This window comes from Streptomyces sp. NPDC001700 (assembly GCF_053596435.1).
Genome location: NZ_JBSFGE010000005.1, coordinates 58,542 through 73,670, shown reverse-complemented (window position 1 = coordinate 73,670; position 15,129 = coordinate 58,542). Strand labels below are relative to the sequence as shown.

The 15,129-nt window shown below is 71.1% G+C and carries 13 protein-coding genes and 1 tRNA gene; 5 read left to right on the top strand and 9 right to left on the bottom strand.

Translation table 11 applies throughout. The annotated features are described in order from the left end of the window. The first annotated feature begins 27 nt into the window (after positions 1 to 27). A complete protein-coding gene (galK, locus tag ACWC5C_RS11430; RefSeq protein WP_450875217.1) occupies positions 28 to 1,206 on the top strand; it encodes a galactokinase in 1,179 nt (392 codons plus the stop codon). Positions 1,207 to 1,564: 358 nt separating this feature from the next. Then, entirely contained in the window at positions 1,565 to 2,377 is an 813-nt protein-coding gene (locus ACWC5C_RS11425) for a LuxR C-terminal-related transcriptional regulator (RefSeq protein ID WP_385448813.1), read from the top strand. On the opposite strand, the gene ACWC5C_RS11420 is transcribed toward ACWC5C_RS11425, so the two are convergent. Then, positions 2,336 to 2,833: a MarR family winged helix-turn-helix transcriptional regulator gene (locus ACWC5C_RS11420; RefSeq protein ID WP_009715516.1), complete on the bottom strand. Its 498-nt coding sequence runs from the start codon at positions 2,831 to 2,833 to the stop codon at positions 2,336 to 2,338. The genes ACWC5C_RS11425 and ACWC5C_RS11420 overlap by 42 nt on opposite strands. 110 nt (positions 2,834 to 2,943) lie before the next feature. On the opposite strand from ACWC5C_RS11420, the gene ACWC5C_RS11415 reads away from it, so the two are divergent. After that, the gene (locus ACWC5C_RS11415) at positions 2,944 to 3,765 is read left to right on the top strand and encodes a trans-aconitate 2-methyltransferase (protein WP_450875216.1); all 822 of its coding nucleotides are present in this window, start codon (positions 2,944 to 2,946) and stop codon (positions 3,763 to 3,765) included. Positions 3,766 to 3,811: 46 nt separating this feature from the next. Here ACWC5C_RS11415 and ACWC5C_RS11410 read toward each other — a convergent pair whose 3' ends face one another. Then, positions 3,812 to 4,522 carry a TetR family transcriptional regulator gene (locus ACWC5C_RS11410; RefSeq protein ID WP_450875215.1) on the bottom strand — a complete coding sequence of 237 codons (711 nt, stop codon included), beginning with the start codon at positions 4,520 to 4,522 and terminating at the stop codon, positions 3,812 to 3,814. Beyond that, positions 4,519 to 5,499 carry an acyl-CoA desaturase gene (locus tag ACWC5C_RS11405; RefSeq protein ID WP_450875214.1) on the bottom strand — a complete coding sequence of 327 codons (981 nt, stop codon included), beginning with the start codon at positions 5,497 to 5,499 and terminating at the stop codon, positions 4,519 to 4,521. The genes ACWC5C_RS11410 and ACWC5C_RS11405 overlap by 4 nt, the downstream gene beginning before the upstream one ends. Positions 5,500 to 5,745: 246 nt before the next feature. Between ACWC5C_RS11405 and ppc the strand changes: the two genes are divergently transcribed. Next, positions 5,746 to 8,466, top strand: coding sequence for a phosphoenolpyruvate carboxylase (gene ppc / locus ACWC5C_RS11400; RefSeq protein ID WP_450875213.1), 2,721 nt, complete (start codon positions 5,746 to 5,748; stop codon positions 8,464 to 8,466). Positions 8,467 to 8,529: 63 nt separating this feature from the next. Here ppc and ACWC5C_RS11395 read toward each other — a convergent pair whose 3' ends face one another. The 6 genes from ACWC5C_RS11395 to ACWC5C_RS11370 all read right to left on the bottom strand — a co-directional run bounded on the left by ACWC5C_RS11395 (position 8,530) and on the right by ACWC5C_RS11370 (position 13,371). Next, a complete protein-coding gene (locus tag ACWC5C_RS11395; RefSeq protein WP_385448397.1) occupies positions 8,530 to 9,048 on the bottom strand; it encodes a hypothetical protein in 519 nt (172 codons plus the stop codon). 67 nt (positions 9,049 to 9,115) lie between these two features. Next, positions 9,116 to 9,712 (bottom strand): aminoacyl-tRNA hydrolase, encoded by a 597-nt coding sequence (gene pth / locus ACWC5C_RS11390; protein ID WP_385448395.1) that lies wholly within the window; start codon positions 9,710 to 9,712, stop codon positions 9,116 to 9,118. A 141-nt stretch (positions 9,713 to 9,853) separates the two neighbouring features. Next, positions 9,854 to 10,450, bottom strand: coding sequence for a 50S ribosomal protein L25/general stress protein Ctc (locus ACWC5C_RS11385; protein WP_450875549.1), 597 nt, complete (start codon positions 10,448 to 10,450; stop codon positions 9,854 to 9,856). 217 nt (positions 10,451 to 10,667) lie between these two features. After that, the gene (locus ACWC5C_RS11380; RefSeq protein ID WP_385448393.1) at positions 10,668 to 11,645 is read right to left on the bottom strand and encodes a ribose-phosphate diphosphokinase; all 978 of its coding nucleotides are present in this window, start codon (positions 11,643 to 11,645) and stop codon (positions 10,668 to 10,670) included. A gap of 74 nt (positions 11,646 to 11,719) precedes the next feature. Beyond that, entirely contained in the window at positions 11,720 to 13,186 is a 1,467-nt protein-coding gene (glmU, locus tag ACWC5C_RS11375) for a bifunctional UDP-N-acetylglucosamine diphosphorylase/glucosamine-1-phosphate N-acetyltransferase GlmU (protein ID WP_450875212.1), read from the bottom strand. A gap of 113 nt (positions 13,187 to 13,299) precedes the next feature. Then, a tRNA-Gln gene (locus ACWC5C_RS11370) sits at positions 13,300 to 13,371 on the bottom strand. Between the two features lie 247 nt (positions 13,372 to 13,618). Here ACWC5C_RS11370 and ACWC5C_RS11365 point away from each other — a divergent pair. Beyond that, complete coding sequence (locus ACWC5C_RS11365) at positions 13,619 to 14,989, top strand: histidine kinase (protein WP_450875211.1); 1,371 nt, start codon at positions 13,619 to 13,621, stop codon at positions 14,987 to 14,989. The last annotated feature ends 140 nt before the right edge of the window (positions 14,990 to 15,129 follow it).

Genomic DNA, 15,129 nt, shown 5'->3' with positions numbered 1-15,129 from the left:
CGGACAGACAAGGACAGGGGTCAGCGAGTGAGCGACGTAGCGGCGGGGTTCCGGGAGGTCTACGGGACCGATCCGGAGGGCGTGTGGGCGGCACCGGGCAGGGTCAACCTGATCGGTGAGCACACCGACTACAACGACGGCTTCGTGATGCCGCTCGCCCTGCCGCATACGTGCCTCGCGGCCGCCTCGCCGCGCACCGACGGCGTGCTGCGCGTCCACTCCGGGGACGTCCCGGGCGGGATCGTCGAGCTGCGCGTCGCGGAGCTGGCCCCGGTCGCGGCGGGCGGCGACCGAGGCGGCTGGGCGGCCTACCCGGCGGGTGTGGTGTGGGCGCTGCGCGAGGAGGGGCTGCTGACCGGTGCCGCGGCGGGCGGCGCCGACCTGCACTACGCGTCCACGGTGCCCACCGGCGCCGGGCTGTCCTCGTCCGCCGCGCTGGAGGTGGTGACCGCCACCGCGCTGAGCGAGCTGTACGGGCTGGGGCTCGCCCCGCAGCGCATCGCCCGGCTGTGCCAGCGCGCGGAGAACGACTTCGTCGGCGTGCCCTGCGGGATCATGGACCAGATGGCCTCCGCCTGCTGCACCGAGGGCCACGCACTCTTCCTCGACGCGCGCGATCTCACCCAGCGGCAGGTGCCCTTCGACCTCGCGGCGGAGGGGCTGCGGCTGCTGGTCGTGGACACCCGGGTGAAGCACGAGCTGGGCGACGGCGCGTACGCCAACCGGCGCGCCGCGTGCGAGTCGGGCGCGCGGGCGCTCGGTGTGGACGCGCTGCGCGAGGTGGAGTTCGCGACCCTGGACGCGACGCTCACCACCCTCGAAGGGCTCGGCGTGGACGACACCGTGCGCCGCCGGGTGCGCCATGTGGTGACCGAGAACCAGCGGGTGCGGGAGGTGATCGAGCTGCTGGACGCGGGCGACACCCGGGCCATCGGCCCGGTCCTGACCGCAGGACACGCCTCGTGCCGCGATGACTTCGAGATCTCCTGCGCCGAGCTGGACCTCGTGGTGGAGTCGGCCAACGCGGCGGGCGCGCTCGGCGCGCGTATGACCGGCGGCGGCTTCGGCGGCTCGGCGATCGTGCTGGTCGAGGTGGCGGACGCGGACGCGGTGGCCAAGGCCGTCACCGAGGCCTTCGCCGCGGCCGGTTACGGGGCCCCGCGGATCTTCCCGGCGGTGCCGAGCGCGGGCGCCCGGCGGGTCTAGGGCTCTCTGGCGGAGAAGGCTCTTCGGCCGCCTCATCCCCTTCGGCCGTTGAGCGATCAATTTACGCCGTTCTCGGTCTCCTTACTCCCCAAGACCGAACACAAAGACCACCGTAATCAGGCGAGGCCGGGCAGTTTCGCTCATCCGCTCCGGATGTCGTACCCCGGCCTTACGCTGAGTGCAGCGTCGGTGGGGGCCGACGTGTATCAGGGGGCGAGACAGTCAGGTACGACGCCCGGGGTGGGGTAGCGATCTCAGCACGGCGGCGGCCGTGCGGTTGCGGTGACCCCTTTCCCGGGCGCCGTACCCGTACTGGTTCTCGGGGTATCCGGGTGTATCCGGCGACGTGGGGGGTTCCGTGGCACGTATTCGGGTTCTGGTGGTCGACGACCATCGCATTTTCGCCGAGTCACTGGCCGCCGCCCTCGCGGCGGAACAGGACGTGGACGTGGCGGCGGCCGGAAGCGGCCCGGCTGCGCTGCGCTGTCTGGAGCGCGGAGTGGCCGAGGGGCGGCGTTTCGACGTCCTGCTGATCGACGCCGATCTGGGCTCCCTGAACGGGGAGCCGCTGCACGCACCGCAGTCCGTGCCCGCCGAGGCGGCACACGGCAACGGCCTGGGCTCGGGCCCGCCGGGGCGCGTCAACGGGCGGTCGCCCGACGGCATAGCGCTGGTCGGCGGCGTGCGCACCGCCCAGCCGGGGGTGCGCACCGTGGTGCTGGCCGAGCGCGACGATCCGCGAAGGGCGGCGGCGGCCCTGCAGGCCGGGGCGTCCGGCTGGGTGGCCAAGGACTGTTCGCTGGTCCGGCTGCTCGCCGTGATCCGGGGGGTGCTGCGCGACGAGACGCATCTGCCGCCCGCGCTGCTCACCGGCGTACTGCGGGAGCTGACGGCGGCCCGTAAGCACCGCACCGAGAGCGAGCGGCTGGTCGAATCGCTGACGCCGCGTGAGCGGGAAGTGCTGCGCTGCATGGTGGCCGGGCTCGGCCGCAAGGCGGTGGCCGAGCGGCTGTTCCTGTCCCCGCACACGGTCCGCACCCATATGCAGAACGTGCTGGGCAAGCTGGGCGTGCACTCCACGCTGGCCGCCGTGGCGCTGGCGAGGCGGGCGGGCGTCGGCCCGGTCGACCTAGCCGGGGAAATTGTCGAACGGGGCGGTCAGCTGGCGTAGCAGCGCCGCCAGTTCCGCGCGCTGGGCCTGGGACAGCTCGGCGAGGATGGCGCGTTCGTGGTCCAGCAGCCCGGCCAGTGCCTGGTCGGCGCGGTCGCGCCCCTCCGCGGTGAGCCGGACGAGCACTCCGCGCCGGTCGCTGGGGTCGGGCAACCGCTCGACCAGGCCCTTCTTCGCCAGCCGGTCGATGCGGTTGGTCATGGTGCCCGAGGTGACCAGCGTCTGGGTCAGCAGCTGTCCGGGGGAGAGCTGGTACGGGGTCCCGGCCCGCCGCAGCGAGGTCAGCACGTCGAACTCCCAGGACTCCAGCTGGTGCTCGCTGAAGGCGATGCGCCGCGCCCGGTCGAGATGGCGTGCGAGCCGACTGACCCGGCTGAGCACTTCGAGCGGTTCGACATCGAGGTCGGGGCGTTCCCGACGCCATGCCGCCACCAGTCGATCGACCTCGTCGTCCATGACGATCAGTGTAGTAGGTCTGTCGACATGAAGTCTCTTGACATCAAGAGACGTCCTGGAGGACGGTAAGGCCTGCTCGTACCGACCGTACCCGCTCAAGGGACTTCACCATGCGTACGTCACCCCACTGGGACCCGGCCCAGTACCTCCGCCACTCCGGCCACCGCGCCCGCCCGTTCCGCGATCTGCTCGCCCAGATCCCCGCGCTCCCCGTGGAGTCCGGCCGCCCGCCCCGCATCGCCGACCTCGGCTGCGGCCCCGGCAATGTCACCGTCCTGCTCTTCGACCGCTGGCCGGATGCCCATGTCACCGGCCTGGACAGCTCCGCCGACATGCTCGCCGAGGCCCAGCCCCTCGCGGGCCCGACCACCGGCGGCGGCCGCCTCGACTTCCGTACCGTCGACGCGCTGCGCTGGGAGCCGGACGAGCCGTACGACCTCATCGTCTCCAACGCCGCGCTCCAGTGGATGCCCGGTCACGCCGACGCCTTCCCCGGCTGGCTCGCGGCCCTGCGCCCCGGCGGCACCCTCGCCTTCCAGCTGCCCGGCAACTTCGGCGCCCCCAGTCACACCCTGCTGCGCGACCTGTGCGAGGCGCCGCGCTGGCGCGACCGCCTCGCCGGCGCCCTGCGCAGCCCGGCCTCGGCCCTGGACCCGCTCGACTACCTGGACCGGCTCACCGCGCTGGGCTGCGACGTCGACGCCTGGGAGACCACCTACCTGCAGATCCTCACCGGAGACGACCCGGTCCTCGACTGGACCAAGGGCACCGCCCTGCGTCCGGTCCTCACCGCCCTCGCCGACGACCCGGCCGCCCGCGACCGCTTCCTCGGCGAATACGCGGCCCTCCTCCGCGAGGCCTATCCACCGGCCCCGTACGGCACGGCCTTCCCGTTCCGCCGGATCTTCGCGGTGGCCACCAAGAAGGCGTAACGGCAAGAAGGCGTAACGACAAGAAGGCGTAACGGGAAGACACCCCCTAGGCCTTGCGGTGGCCTATCAGCCGCGGCTTCTGCTCCAGGCCGTCCAGGCCGTGCCAGGCCAGGTTCACCAGATGCGCCGCCACCTCGGACTTCTTCGGCTTGCGCACGTCCAGCCACCACTGGCCGGTCAGCGCCACCATCCCCACCAGGGCCTGGGCGTACAGCGGGGCGAGCTTGGCGTCGAAGCCGCGGGCCTTGAACTCCAGGCCCAGGATGTCCTCGACCTGGGTGGCGATATCACTGATCAGCGAGGCGAAGGTGCCCGTCGACTGGGCGACGGGGGAGTCACGGACGAGGATCCGGAAGCCGTCCGTGTACTCCTCGATGTAGTCCAGCAGGGCGAACGTGGCCTGCTCGCACAGCTCCCGAGGATGGCCCGCGGTCAGCGACGTGGTCACCATGTCCAGCATCCGGCGCATCTCGCGGTCGACCACGACCGCGTACAGCCCTTCCTTGCCGCCGAAGTGCTCGTACACCACCGGCTTGGACACCCCGGCCTTCGCCGCGATCTCCTCCACCGAGGTGCCCTCGAAGCCGCGTTCGGCGAAGAGCGCGCGACCGATGTCCAGCAGCTGCTCCCGGCGCTCCTTGCCGGTCATCCGTACCCGGCGGGGCCGCCGGGTGCCGGATCCGGAGGACCGGACGGTCCGGGCCGCCCGGTCCTTGCTGCCGCTGGTATTACTGTCGGTCTCCACACCCTCTATCATGCCGCTTCGGCAGGGGCCTCTTTACGCCGGGAGTCGATCCGGTTCGCGTTCGGCCAGCGGACGTCGTACGCCCAGCCCAGCTTCTCGAACCAGCGGATGATCCGGGCGCTGGAGTCCAGCTGGCCCTTCATCACCCCGTGCCGGGCGCACGTCGGGTCGGCGTGGTGCAGGTTGTGCCAGGACTCGCCGCACGAGAGCACCGCGAGCCACCACACGTTCCCGGAGCGGTCACGCGACTTGAACGGGCGCTTGCCCACCGCGTGGCAGATCGAGTTGATCGACCAGGTCACGTGGTGCAGCAGCGCTACCCGGACGAGCGACCCCCAGAAGAACGCGGTCACCGCGCCCTGCCAGGACCAGGTCACCAGGCCGCCGATGGCGGCGGGCAGCAGCAGCGAGATGACCGTCCACACCACGAACTGGCGGGAGATGTTGCGGATCGCGTCGTCCTTGACCAGATCCGGCGCGTACTTCGCCTGCGACGTCTGCTCTTCATCGAACATCCATGCGATATGTGCCCACCACAACCCCTTCATCAGGGCCGGGACGGTCTCCCCATACCGCCACGGCGAATGCGGGTCGCCCTCCGCGTCGGAGAACTTGTGGTGCTTGCGGTGATCGGCCACCCAGCGCACCAGTGGCCCCTCGACCGCCAGCGACCCCGCGATCGCGAGCGCGATCCGCAGCGGCCGCTTGGCCTTGAATGAGCCATGGGTGAAATAGCGGTGGAAGCCGATCGTGATGCCGTGGCAGCCGATGTAGTACATGACCACCATCAGTGCCAGGTCCAGCCAGCTGACCCCCCAGCCCCAGGCCAGGGGGATCGCCGCGAGCAGTGCGACGAACGGGACGGTGATGAACAGCAGCAGGGTGATCTGTTCGATGGAACGCTTGCTGTCCCCGCCCAGCGTGGCGGAGGGAAGCGGGGTCTCCTGGGCCTTCGGCGCGTCGTGGGTCACGTCGGGGCTTGCAGTCATGGGATCCCTCGTGGGGCTCGGGGGCTGGGCTACGGATCCGTAACCTACGGCGACGTAAGTATGGCAGGGCCGCGAACCGGGGCAAGAGGGCTCTGGTTTCCCCCGAGGGAACGCCACCTATCCTGGGGGCGTCGGACAGCGCGGTCCGCACATGGCCGAAAGCAACGGGTGCGGGCCCTGCGGCGCCAGCCGCGCGGGGGCTCCGCCCCCGCTAGGAACCCCCGTTCACTGCAAGGAGCCGCACCTGTGAGCAGTGCCGACCACACCAATGCCGCCCTGCGTGCCGATATCCGCCGTCTGGGTGACCTCCTCGGCGAGACCCTGGTCCGACAGGAGGGCCCCGACCTCCTCGATCTCGTCGAGCGCGTCCGCGCCCTCACCCGCAGTGACGGCGAGGCCGCCGCCGAACTGCTCGGCACCACCGACCTGCCCACCGCCGCCAAGCTGGTGCGCGCCTTCTCCACCTACTTCCACCTGGCCAACGTCACCGAGCAGGTCCACCGGAGCCGCGAGCTGAGCACCCGGCGCGCCGCCGAGGGCGGCATCCTGGCCCGCACCGTCGACCAGCTCAAGGACGCCGACGCCGACCATCTGCGGCAGACCGTGGAGCACCTGGGCGTCCGTCCCGTCTTCACCGCCCACCCCACCGAGGCCGCCCGCCGCACCGTCCTCAACAAGCTGCGCCGCATCGCCGAGCTGCTGGACACCCTGGCCGCGGGCGGCGAGAGCCGCCGTGCCGACCTCCGCCTCGCCGAGAACATCGACCTGCTGTGGCAGACCGACGAGCTGCGGGTCGCCCGCCCCGAGCCCGCCGACGAGGCCCGTAACGCCGTCTACTACCTGGACGAGCTGCACGCCCACGCCGTCGGCGACGTCCTGGAGGACCTGACCGCCGAGCTGGAGCGGGTCGGCATCGAGCTGCCCGCCACCACCCGCCCGCTCACCTTCGGCACCTGGATCGGCGGCGACCGCGACGGCAACCCCAATGTCACCCCGCAGGTGACCTGGGAAGTCCTGATCCTCCAGCATGAGCACGGCATCTCCGACGCCCTGGAGATCATCGACGACCTGCGGGCCGCCCTCTCCAGCTCCATCCGCAACTCCGACGCCTCCGAGGAGCTGCTGGCCTCCCTCCAGCGCGACCTGGAGCTGCTGCCGGAGATCAGCCCGCGCTACAAGCGGCTCAACGCCGAGGAGCCCTACCGGCTCAAGGCCACCTGCATGCGCCAGAAGCTCGTCAACACCCGCGAGCGCCTGGCCAAGGACGCCCCGCACACGCCCGGCCGCGACTACCTCGGCACCGCCGAGATGCTGGACGACCTGAAGCTCATCCAGGACTCGCTGCGCGCCCACCGAGGTGCCCTGATCGCCGACGGCCGCCTGGAGCGCGCCATCCGCACGCTCGCCGCGTTCGGCCTCCAGCTCGCCACCATGGACGTACGGGAGCACGCGGACGCCCACCACCACGCCCTCGGCCAGCTCTTCGACCGGCTCGGCGAGGAATCCTGGCGGTACGCGGACATGCCCCGGGACTACCGGCGCAAGCTCCTCGCCAAGGAACTGCGCTCGCGCCGCCCGCTCGCGCCCTCCCCGGCGCCGCTGGACGCGGCCGGGGCCAAGACCCTCGGCGTCTTCCAGACCATCCGCGAGTCCTTCGAGCGGTTCGGGCCCGAGATCGTCGAGTCGTACATCATCTCCATGTGCGCGGGCTCGGACGATGTCTTCGCCGCCGCCGTGCTCGCCCGCGAGGCGGGTCTCATCGACCTCCACGCGGGCTGGGCCAAGATCGGCATCGTGCCGCTGCTGGAGACCACCGACGAGCTGAAGATCGCCGACCAGCTCCTGGACGAGATGCTGTCCGACCCCTCCTACCGGCGCCTCGTCTCCCTGCGCGGCGACGTCCAGGAGGTCATGCTCGGCTACTCGGACTCCTCCAAGTTCGGTGGCATCACCACCTCCCAGTGGGAGATCCACCGCGCCCAGCGGCTGCTGCGCGACGTCGCCCACCGGCACGGCGTACGGCTGCGCCTCTTCCACGGCCGAGGCGGCACCGTCGGCCGTGGCGGCGGCCCCACCCACGACGCGATCCTCGCCCAGCCGTGGGGCACCCTCGAAGGCGAGATCAAGGTCACCGAGCAGGGCGAGGTCATCTCCGACAAGTACCTCGTCCCCTCCCTCGCCCGGGAGAACCTGGAACTGACGGTCGCCGCGACCCTCCAGGCGTCGGCCCTGCACACCGCCCCGCGCCAGTCGGACGAGGCGCTCGCCCGCTGGGACGCGGCGATGGAAACGGTCTCCGAGGCCGCCCACGGCGCGTACCGCACCCTCGTGGACGACCCCGACCTGCCCGCCTACTTCTTCGCCTCCACCCCCGTCGACCAGCTCGCCGAACTCCACCTCGGCTCCCGCCCGTCCCGCCGCCCCGACTCCGGCGCGGGCCTCGACGGGCTGCGGGCCATCCCGTGGGTCTTCGGCTGGACCCAGTCCCGGCAGATCGTGCCCGGCTGGTTCGGCGTCGGCTCCGGCCTCAAGGCCGCCCGCGAGGCCGGGCTCGACGGCGTGCTGGACGAGATGCACCAGCACTGGCACTTCTTCCGCAACTTCCTGTCCAACGTCGAGATGACCCTCGCCAAGACGGACCTGCGGATCGCCCGGCACTACGTCGACACCCTGGTCCCGGACGAGCTGAAGCACGTCTTCGACGTCATCCAGGCGGAGCACGAGCTGACGGTGCGGGAGGTGCTGCGGATCACCGGCGAGACCGAACTCCTGGACTCCAACCCGGTCCTGAAGCAGACCTTCCACGTCCGTGACGCCTACCTGGACCCGATCTCCTACCTCCAGGTGAGCCTGCTCCACCGGCAGCGCACCGCACACGAGCGCGGGGAAGAGGCCGACCCGGTGCTGGCCCGGGCCCTGCTCCTCACCGTCAACGGTGTGGCGGCGGGCCTGCGCAACACCGGCTGACCACCGCGACAACGCGAAGCGGCGGCCCGCTCCCCGGAGGAGCGGGCCGCCGCTTCGCTGTCTTCAGAACGTCAGCGTGGCGAAGGACGCCACCAGCACCGCCGCGCCCGCCAGGCCAAGCCCCCAGGCCGTACGGCGCATTCGCAGCCCGCCCGCCACGACCAGCGACGCCAGCAGCAGCGAACCGCCGAACGGGACCCAGGCGTGCAGGATGCCCGCCGTACCGGTGCGCACCACCTCGTTCGTCCCCGGCTTGACGGCCACCAGCAGCCGTTCGCCCGTCCCGACCGAGACCGCCGCGTCGACCCGCACCTTGGCCCGCGCCTCCGCGCCGCTGGAGCCGGGGGTGAAGCGGCCGGTGCACCAGTCGTCGTCGCAGCGGGAGACCGTGAGCGTGCCGCTCTCCAGCCCCTTGGTCAGCATCGTGGGCTTGGCGTCGCTCCAGGAGGACCACACCCCGGCCACCAGGATCAGCAGGGCGACGAGCGTCATCGCCACGTTCTTCGCGAGCAGCAGCAATCCGTACATGCTTTCGCCCGCCCGGCGCGTACGGCTGCGCTTGGTGATGCCGGTGGATGCCATGGCGGTAGATCTTTGCCATCGGCGGGCCCGGGGTCAACCTCCAACCGAACCGTCACGCGAGAGTCGTTCAGGTGTTGTACGTGCCCTGCGCGCGCTCCAGACCGTCCACGATGAGGGTCTCCACCGCGTCCGCCGCGCGGTCCACGAAGTAGTCCAACTCCCTGCGCTCAGCGGCGGAAAAGTCCTTCAGCACGAACGCCGCGACATCCATCCGGCCCGGCGGACGGCCGATGCCGAAACGGACCCGGAAGTAGTCCGGGCCGCCGGATTTGGTGATCGACTTCAGCCCGTTGTGGCCATTGTCACCGCCGCCGAGTTTGAGCCTCAGCGCGCCGTAGTCGATGTCCAATTCGTCGTGAATCGCCACCACATGACCCACCGGCACCTTGTAGAAGTCGCGCAGCGCGGTCGTCGGTCCGCCCGACAGGTTCATGAATGTCATCGGCTTGGCGACGATCACCCGGCGGCTGCCAGGGCCGGGCGGTCCGATCCGCCCCTCCACCACCTGCGCCCGGGACTTGTGCGCCTTGAAGCGCCCGCCCATCCGCTCGGCCAGCAGCTCGGCCACCATGAAGCCGACATTGTGGCGGTTGGCCGCGTACTCCGGGCCGGGGTTGCCCAGGCCCGCCACGAGCCACGGGCTGCTCGGGTCCGCTTCGCTCATCGTCTCGTTCTCCTGGAGTGGGGCTCTCGTGTGCGCGGGGTTTCTTAGCAGTGTTTTCTTGGGCGGGACCGCTCGCAAACACGAACCGCCGCCCCGCTGGCAGCAGCGGGACGGCGGTCGCCAGGCGATGCGGTACGAGGATCAGGCCTCGGCGCCCTCACCCTCGCCCTCGGCCTCCGCGGCCGGGGCCTCGGCCTGCGGGGTGACGATGTGCAGCACCGGCGCGTCGTCCTCGACGGCCAGGGTGGTGCCCTTCGGCAGCGCGATGTCCTTGGCGTAGACGGTGTCGCCGGCGTCCAGGCCCTCGATCGAGATGGTGACACCCTCGGGGATGTGGGTGGCCTCGGTCTCGACCGGCAGCGTGTTCAGGACGTACTCGAGCAGGTTGGCGCCGGGGGCCAGGTCGCCCTCGACGTTGATCGGCAGCTCGACGGTGACCTTCTCGCCCTTGCTCACCAGGAGCAGGTCGACGTGCTCCAGGATGCCGATCTTGATGGGGTGGCGCTGCACGGCCTTGGGGATGACCAGCTCGCTCTTGCCGCCCTCGATCTCCAGGCGCAGCAGGACGTTCGGGGTCTTGAGCGCCATCAGCAGGTCGTACGCGGGAAGCGTGACGTGCAGCGGCTCGGCACCGTGGCCGTAGACGACGCCGGGAACGCGGTCGGCCAGACGGGTGCGACGGGCGGCACCCTTGCCGAACTCGGTGCGGGGCTTGGCGGGGATCTTGACCTCGGCCATGGGGCACTCCTCGTAGATCGTGTACATGTGGCCGTCACCCGGCCCACGACAGACCTGCTACGAAGAGCGCGTCGATAACGGATGAGCTGTGGGAACCACAGCCTCCCTCGCCGAGCAACCCCACGAGTCTACCAACGGTCCGCCCATGGCTGAGGCCACCCCCTTGGGGAGTGGCCTCAGCTGGATCGGTCCGCGGCCGCGCCCGCGGTTAAGCCCATCAGGCGTGCTCCTCGAAGAGGCTGGTCACGGAGCCGTCCTCGAAGACCTCCTGCACGGCGCGGGCGACGGTCGGGGCCATCGACAGCACGGTGACCTTGTCCAGCTCGACCTCGCCCGGCGTCGGCAGGGTGTTGGTGAACACGAACTCGCTGACCTTGGAGTTCTTCAGCCGGTCGGCGGCCGGACCCGACAGCACGCCGTGCGTCGCCGTCACGATCACGTCCTCCGCGCCGTTCGCGAACAGCGCGTCCGCGGCGGCGCAGATCGTGCCACCGGTGTCGATCATGTCGTCGACCAGGACGCACACCCGGCCCCTGACGTCACCGACGACCTCGTGGACGGTGACCTGGTTGGCCACATCCGGGTCGCGGCGCTTGTGGACGATCGCCAGCGGCGCGCCCAGCCGGTCGCACCAGCGGTCGGCGACCCGCACCCGGCCCGCGTCCGGCGAGACGACCGTCAGCTTCGACCGGTCGACCTTGGCGCCCACGTAGTCCGCGAGGACCGGCAGCGCGAAGAGGTGGTCCACCGGGCCGTCGAAGAAGCCCTGGATCTGGTCGGTGTGCAGGTCGACCGTGAGGATGCGGTCGGCGCCCGCGGTCTTGAGCAGGTCGGCGATCATCCGCGCCGAAATCGGCTCCCGGCCGCGGTGCTTCTTGTCCTGGCGGGCGTAGCCGTAGAACGGCACGATCACCGTGATCGAGCGCGCGGAGGCCCGCTTCAGCGCGTCGATCATGATGAGCTGCTCCATGATCCACTTGTTGATCGGAGCCGTGTGGCTCTGCATCAGGAAGCAGTCTGCGCCCCGCGCGGACTCCTGGAAGCGGACGTAGATCTCTCCGTTGGCGAAGTCGAATGCCTTGGTCGGGACCAGGCTGACGCCCAACTCGTGGGCGACCTCCTCGGCCAGCACGGGGTGGGCGCGGCCGGAGAAGAGCATCAATTTCTTCTCGCCGGTCGTCTTGATCCCGGTCACGTCAAGTCTCCTTGGATGTCACTTTGGTGCGCGCTTTTACGGTACGCCCCCGCATGGGCGCACCGGTCCGCAGGTCACTCCCCGCTCTCGTCCTCCTGACGCGCGGCCGCCGCGGCTTCCGCCGCCTGCGCCGCGGCGCTTCCGGGGCGCTTGCGGGCGACCCAGCCCTCGATATTCCGCTGCTGTCCGCGTGCGACGGCGAGCGAGCCCGGGGGCACATCCTTGGTGATGACGGAGCCGGCGGCGGTGTACGCCCCGTCCCCGACTGTGACAGGAGCCACAAACATGTTGTCGGATCCGGTCTTGCAGTGGCTGCCGATGGTCGAGCGGTGCTTCTTCTCGCCGTCGTAGTTCACGAAGACGCTGGCGGCGCCGATGTTGGTGAAGTCACCGATCGTGGCGTCGCCCACATAGGAGAGATGCGGCACCTTGGTGCCCTCGCCGATCTCGGCGTTCTTCATCTCCACGTACGTACCGGCCTTGGCCCTGGTGCCCAGCCGGGTGCCCGGGCGCAGATACGCGTACGGCCCGGCGGACGCGCCCTCGCCGATCACCGCGTCCTCCGCGACGGTGAAGCTCGCCACCGCGCCCTCGCCGACCGTGGTGTCGGTGAGCCGCGAGTTCGGCCCGACCTCGGCGCCGGTGGCCAGGTGTGTGGTGCCCAGCAGCTGGGTGCCGGGGTGGATCACGCTGTCCTGCTCGACGGTGACCGTGACGTCGATCCAGGTGGTGGCGGGGTCGATCACGGTGACGCCGCTGAGCATGGCGCGCTCCAGCAGCCGGTCGTTGAGCAGGCGGCGGGCCTCGGAGAGCTGTACGCGGTTGTTGATGCCGACGATCTCGCGGTGGTCGGTGGCGACCGACGCGCCGACCCGGTGCCCGGCCTCGCGCAGGATGCCGAGCACATCGGTGAGGTATTCCTCACCCTGGCTGTTGTCGGTCCGCACCTTGCCGAGCGCGTCGGTGAGCAGCTGGGCGTCGAAGGCGAAGACCCCGGAGTTGATCTCGCGGATCGCGCGCTGGGCGGCGGTGGCGTCCTTGTGCTCCACGATGCCGGTGACGGCGCCGGACGCCTCGTCCCGCACGATCCGGCCGTAGCCGGTGGCGTCGGGGACCTCGGCGGTGAGAACGGTCACCGCGTTGCCGTCGGCGGAGTGCGCCCCGGCGAGCTGCTGGAGGGTCTCACCGGTCAGCAGCGGGGTGTCGCCGCAGACGACGATCACGGTGCCGTCGAGGGCCACGCCGCTGTCGGACAGCTCTTCCAGGCCCATCCGGACCGCGTGCCCGGTGCCGTTCTGCTCGTGCTGGACGGCGGTGCGGGCGTCGGCGTCGATCTCGGCCAGATGGGCCGAGACCTGCTCCCGGGCGTGGCCGACCACGACCACCAGATGCTCGGGTGAGAGCTCGCGGGAGGCGGCGACGACGTGCCCGACGAGGGACCGGCCGCAGATGGCGTGCAGAACCTTGGGCGTCGCCGACTTCATGCGGGTGCCCTCACCCGCTGCGAGGACGACGACGGCTGCCGGGCGGTTGGCGCTCACGGGTGTGCCCTTCGGCTTCGGGTCGGGGGTGGACACCCGCAGGATACCGAGAGGTTTCCCGCCAGAAACGACCGCGGGTCCTGACCGTAAGGATCAGGACCCGTATGTGGAGGCTCCCCCGCCAGGACTCGAACCCGGACTAATGGCACCAAAAGCCACTGTGCTGCCAATTACACCACAGGGGATAGCAAACAGGCCGTAGTCGGGCGGCCGGTCAGGCCGCCGACTTGGCCCCCACCACTATGCCGTACCACCGGCCTTCGATGCGACGGTATGGGTCGGTGCCGCCCGTGCGTCATGCGGACGCGCCATCGAAAACGTGGTCGATTCAACCGTTCGAGTTAAAACCGTTGATATCCCGACTGTTCGAGTGAGGACATGTGCCGCCGTGTCCCCCGGAAAGGGCTGGCGTGCGGCCGTAGGCTGGTCGCTATGAGTGCGACGGGGGCATCTGAGGAGACGAGTGCGCGCGGCGCGCCAGCCGGGCCTTTGTGGTGGCCGCGGCGGCGGAGCATGGTGCTGGACATCATGCTCGGCGTCGCGTCGGCGGCCGAATGCGCCGCGGAGGGCGTCGGGTTCGCGCACGACGCCCGGATGCCGGTCGCCCTCGGGGTCGTGTTCGGGCTGATCGTCGGGTCCACGCTGGTGCTGCGGCGGCGCTGGGCGATCGCCGTGGTGCTGATAGCGATCGCCGTCACCCCCGCCGAGATGGGGCTGCTGCTCGGCGTCGTCGGTCTCTACACCCTCGCCGCGTCCGAGGTGCCGCGCCGGATCTCGGCGGTGCTGGCCGGGATGGCGGGCGCCGGGACCTTCCTCGTCATGATGGTCCGCTTCCGGCAGGAAAACCTGCAGGACGAGTGGGGCTCGGCCATCTGGGAGGCGCTGCTCTTCTCCCTGACGATCACCCTGGCGCTGACCGCGCCCCCGGTACTGCTCGGGCTGTACGTCCGGGCCCGGCGGCGGCTGGTGGAGAGCCTGCGGGAGCGGGCGGACGGCCTGGAGCGCGAGCTGTCGCTGCTCGCCGAGCGGGCCGAGGAGCGCGCCGAGTGGGCGCGCAACGAGGAGCGCACCCGGATCGCGCGCGAGATGCACGACGTGGTGGCGCACCGGGTGAGCCTGATGGTGGTGCACGCGGCGGCGCTCCAGGCGGTGGCGCTCAAGGACCCGGAGAAGGCGTCGAAGAACGCGGCCCTGGTGGGCGACATGGGACGGCAGGCGCTGACCGAGCTGCGGCAGATGCTGGGCGTCCTGCGGTCCGGCGGCCGAGCCGAGGAGAAGCCGGTGCCGCTGGCCTCGGTCGCGGTCGCCGCCTCGGCGGCCGCCGAGGCCGCGGCCCTGGACGCGGCGGACACGGACGTGGAAGCGGGCGGGCCGCGGCTCGCGGAGCTGGAGGCGCTGGTCGGCCAGTCGCGGGCGGCCGGGATGGCCGTGGAGCTGTCGGTGGAGGGCGAGGAGCGGCGGTACGCGGAGCGGGTGGAGCAGACCACGTACCGGGTGGTCCAGGAGGCGCTGACCAACGTGCACAAGCACGCCCCGGGCGCCAGCACCCGCATCCGCCTGGCCCACCGAGGCGCCGAGATCGCGGTGCTGGTGGAGAACGGCCCCTCGGACCGGGGCGCGGCGGACGCCGGGCTGCCGAGCGGGGGCAATGGCCTGGTGGGGATGAAGGAGCGGGTCTCGACACTGGGCGGCGGTTTCGTCTCGGGCCCGACCGACGCCGGTGGCTTCCGAGTCTCAGCGGTAATCCCAGACCGCACCCGCACGGCAGACCCCTCCCAAGCCAACCGCACGAGCACCGCGTAGCGCCCCGTAGGGGCGCGGGGGACCGCGCGAGGGCCGCGAGTAGGGCCCCGTAGGGGCGCGGGGAACTGCGCGACCAGCCACGACGGCGCCGCGCACGGCAGACGGCGTGAGGACCAACGGCGCGCATCACGGCCCACCCA